A 3,605-nucleotide genomic window follows, 5' to 3' on the forward strand; every position below is an offset into this window, starting at 1 on the left:
CGCGGCTCAGCAGCTCCGCCCAGATGGCGGCGACCTTGTGCTCCGTGGCGGTTCGCGGCGCAACGTGCCGCACGCCGGCACGGGCGCCGGCGGCGCCCGGGGGCGGGAGGGCGGCGCGGTCCACCTTTCCGCTCGGCGTACGGGGGAGCGCGCCGAGCGGAACGAAGGCGGACGGGACCATGTGCTCCGGAAGCCGGCGCCGCAGCCGCTCGCGCAGGTCGGCCTCGGCGGGGGAGCCGGCCGGCGCCACGAGATATGCGACCAGGCGGCGCTCCGCGGCGCCTTCGCCCAGGGCGACGACGACGCACTCCTGCACCTCCGGCTGGGCCCCGAGCGCCGCTTCCACCTCGCCCAGCTCCACGCGAAACCCGCGGATCTTCACCTGGTGGTCCAGGCGCCCCACGAACTCCAGGCGCCCGTCCGGGCGGCGGCGGGCCAGGTCCCCCGTGCGGTACATCCGGGCGCCGGGCTCGGCGGCGAAGGGGTCGGGAACGAACCGCTCCGCCGTTCGCCCGGGAAGGTCCACGTAGCCGCGCGCCACCCCCGCGCCCCCCAGGCACAGCTCCCCCGGCACGCCGGCGGGAACGAGCTGCAGCTCCGCATCGAGAACGTACGCGCGGGTGCCGGGGATGGGCCGTCCGATGGTGGGCGGGTCCCCGGCTTCGCACACGTCGGCCGTCGCCCAGATGGTGCTTTCCGTGGGGCCGTACAGGTTCAGGAAGCGCCGGCCGCGCCCCCACCGCTCCACCGCCTCCGGGGGGCAGACGTCGCCCGCCACCGTGACCAGGCGCAGCGCGGGGAGCTTGCCCGCGGGCGGGATGGCCAGCGCCGCGGGCGGCAAGGTGACCACGGTGATGGCGCGCTCGCGAAGGAAGCGCTCCAGCGGCTCGCCGGGGAGCATCTCGTCCCGCCGTCCCAGGCAGAGCGCCGCTCCCGCGGCGAGCGCCATCACCATCTCGAAGATCGAGGCGTCGAAGCTGGGGGACGAGAACTGCAGCACCCGGTCGCCCGGTTCCACGCCTAGCAGGCTCCGCTGCGCGGCCGCCACGTTCCCCAGCCCGCGATGCGGCACCTGCACGCCCTTGGGCCGGCCGGTGGACCCGGAGGTGTAGATGACGTACGCGATGGAATCCGCCGTCGCCCGCTCCTGCGGCGGCGTGGCGGGAAGGGCGGCGAGCGCATCCTTCGCGGCGTCCAGACAGACGACGCGCGTGGTCCCCGCAGGAAGCCGGGGAAGGAGCGCGCTGTCAGTCAGCAGCACGCCCGCCCCGGCGTCGCGCAGCACCCAGGCGAGGCGATCCGGCGGATGCGCGGGGTCCAGCGGAAGCAGGGCGCCCCCCGCGCGGAGGACGGCGAGGAAGGCCACCACCCGCTCCACCGAGGGCTCCAGGCAGCTCGCCACCCGAACCTCGGGCCCCACGCCGAGCGCCCGGAGGTGGTGCGCAAGGCGGTTGGCGCGGGCGTCCAGCTCCGCGTAGCTCAGGCGTTGCTCGCCGCAGAGCACGGCGTCGGCGCCCGGCCTGCGCGCCGCCTCCGCCGCGATCCACCGGTGGACGAGGGTCTCGCCGGGCGGATCGGCGGCGGGGGCGATCGACGCCTCCAGCAGCTGGTGGCGCTCCGCGGGGGAAAGGAACGACCGCTCCGCCAGCGGGCCCCCGGGGTTGGCCGCCACGGCCGCCAGCAGCCGCTGGTAGTGCTCCGCCGCGCGCCGCACCGTGGCCTCATCGAAAAGGTCGGTGCTGTACTCCAGGTTGCCCATCAGCCCCACGGGCGCTTCCCACATGGAAAGGGCCCAGTCGAACTTGGCCGTCCCCGTGTGCATCTCCAGGGGCTCCAGCGTCAGCCCCAGCCGCTCGACGGGAAAGAGGGGGATCTTCTTCAGGTCGAACATCACCTGGAAGAAGGGGGTGTGGGCGGCGCCGCGCTCCGGCCGCAGCGCCTGCACCACCCGCTCGAAGGGGACGTCCTGGTTGCCCTGCGCGCTCACCACCGTTTCCCGCACCCGCGCCAGCAGCTCGCGGAACGAGCCGGCGCCGGCCACGGGGGTGCGCAGCACCACCGTGTTGGTGAACAATCCGACCAGCCGCTCCAGCTCGCGGCGGCGGCGCACGGTAACCGGCATTCCCACCGCGACTTCGCCCTGCCGGCTGTAGCGGTGAAGCAGCAGCGTGAAGCCGGCGAGCAGCACCATGAAGAGGGTGGCGCCCTCCTCCCGCGCGAGCGTGCGGAGCGCCGCCGCGAGTTCGGGGGCAACGGTAAAGGAGACGAGCCCGCCGCGGTGGCCGGAAACCGGTGGACGCGGACGATCGGCGGGAAGGTCCAGCGCGCCCGGCATCGCCGCCAGCTGCTCCTTCCAGTACGCCAGCTGCCGCTGTGCATCGGCGCCCTGCAGCTCCTGCCGCTGCCAGGCCGCGAAGTCGCCGTACTGGCAGGCGGGCGCGGGGAGCGAGGGCGGCTCCCCCGACGCCAGGTCGTGATACAGGGTAAAGAGCTCGTCGAAGAAGATGCCGGTGGACCAGCCGTCGAAGACGATGTGGTGCACCGTGAACACCAGCAGGTGCTCCTCGTCGCCCAGGCGAAGGAGCGACAGGTGGAAGAGCGGCCCGCGGTCCAGGTCGAACGGGCGCCGCGCCTGCTCGTGCGCACGCCGCATGGCCTCGGCCTGGCGCGCGGAGGCGGGAAGCGTCCGCAGGTCCGCGGCCGAAAACGCGCCGGCCGCGCCGCCGCCCACGCGCTGCACCAGCTCGCCCCCGGCGTTGGCGAAGGTGGTGCGCAGGATCTCGTGCCGGCGCACGACCTCATCAAGCGACCGCTCCAACAGCTCCGCCCGCAGCGGACCGCCGATGCGGAAGGCCATGGCCTCGCTGTAGAAGGGGCTGTGCGGGTCGCGCGCCTGCTCGATCCACACGCGCTCCTGCGCGGGGGAGAGCGGGTCTCCCCCCGGCGCGCGCTCCCGCGGGCGCAGGGGCGGCTCCGCCAGGCCGCCCGGGTCGCGCAAGCGGTGCACCAGCAGCTTGCGCTTTTCCGCCGGCAGGCTGGCGATGCGCGCGGCAAGGTCGCTCATGCCACCTCCCCGGCGCCCTGGGGAAGGAGAAGGCGGGCCTCGTCCACGGACAGCCCCTCCACTTCCGCGAGCAGCTCGTCCAGGTCCATCGCGGGCTCCATCTGCCCGGCCGCTCGCTCGGCGAGCTCCGCGATGGAGCAGGTGAAGAGGTCTACCAGGGCCAGCTTGACCGGGAGGGCGGCCTCGGCCGCGTTCTTCAGCTCCACGGCCATGATGGAGTCCATCCCCAGCGCGGTGAGCGGCGTCCCCACGTCCAGCCGCGCGGGAACCAGCCCCAGCACCCGGGCCGCCCTGCGCCGCAGCTCCTCGCGCAGCAGGGCGCTCCGTTCGGCCGGGCCGGCCACCAGCAGCTCCAGCAGCACGGCGTCCGCGGCGTCGCGGGCCTCCTGCGGCTCCGCCCAGCCGCCGGCGGCGGCCAGTCCGGCGGTGAGCGGCTGCGGAACGGTGCGCGCCCAGTCGGCGCGGATCACCGTGGCCTGCACGGCGTTGCGCGCGAGCAGCCGGCCCAGCGCCTCCAGGCACTCATCCGCCGCCAGCTCCT

General features: G+C 75.0%; 2 protein-coding genes. Both read right to left on the reverse strand.

Going from position 1 to position 3,605, the window contains the following annotated elements:
- A partial coding sequence (locus VIB55_RS24025; RefSeq protein ID WP_331879218.1) for an amino acid adenylation domain-containing protein occupies window positions 1-3,064 on the reverse strand: 3,064 nt, incomplete at its 3' end.
- A partial coding sequence (locus tag VIB55_RS24030; RefSeq protein WP_331879219.1) for an acyl carrier protein occupies window positions 3,061-3,605 on the reverse strand: 545 nt, incomplete at its 5' end. The genes VIB55_RS24030 and VIB55_RS24025, both read right to left, overlap by 4 nt.

Source organism: Longimicrobium sp. (assembly GCF_036554565.1).
In the GTDB taxonomy this organism is placed as follows: Bacteria; Gemmatimonadota; Gemmatimonadetes; order Longimicrobiales; family Longimicrobiaceae; genus Longimicrobium.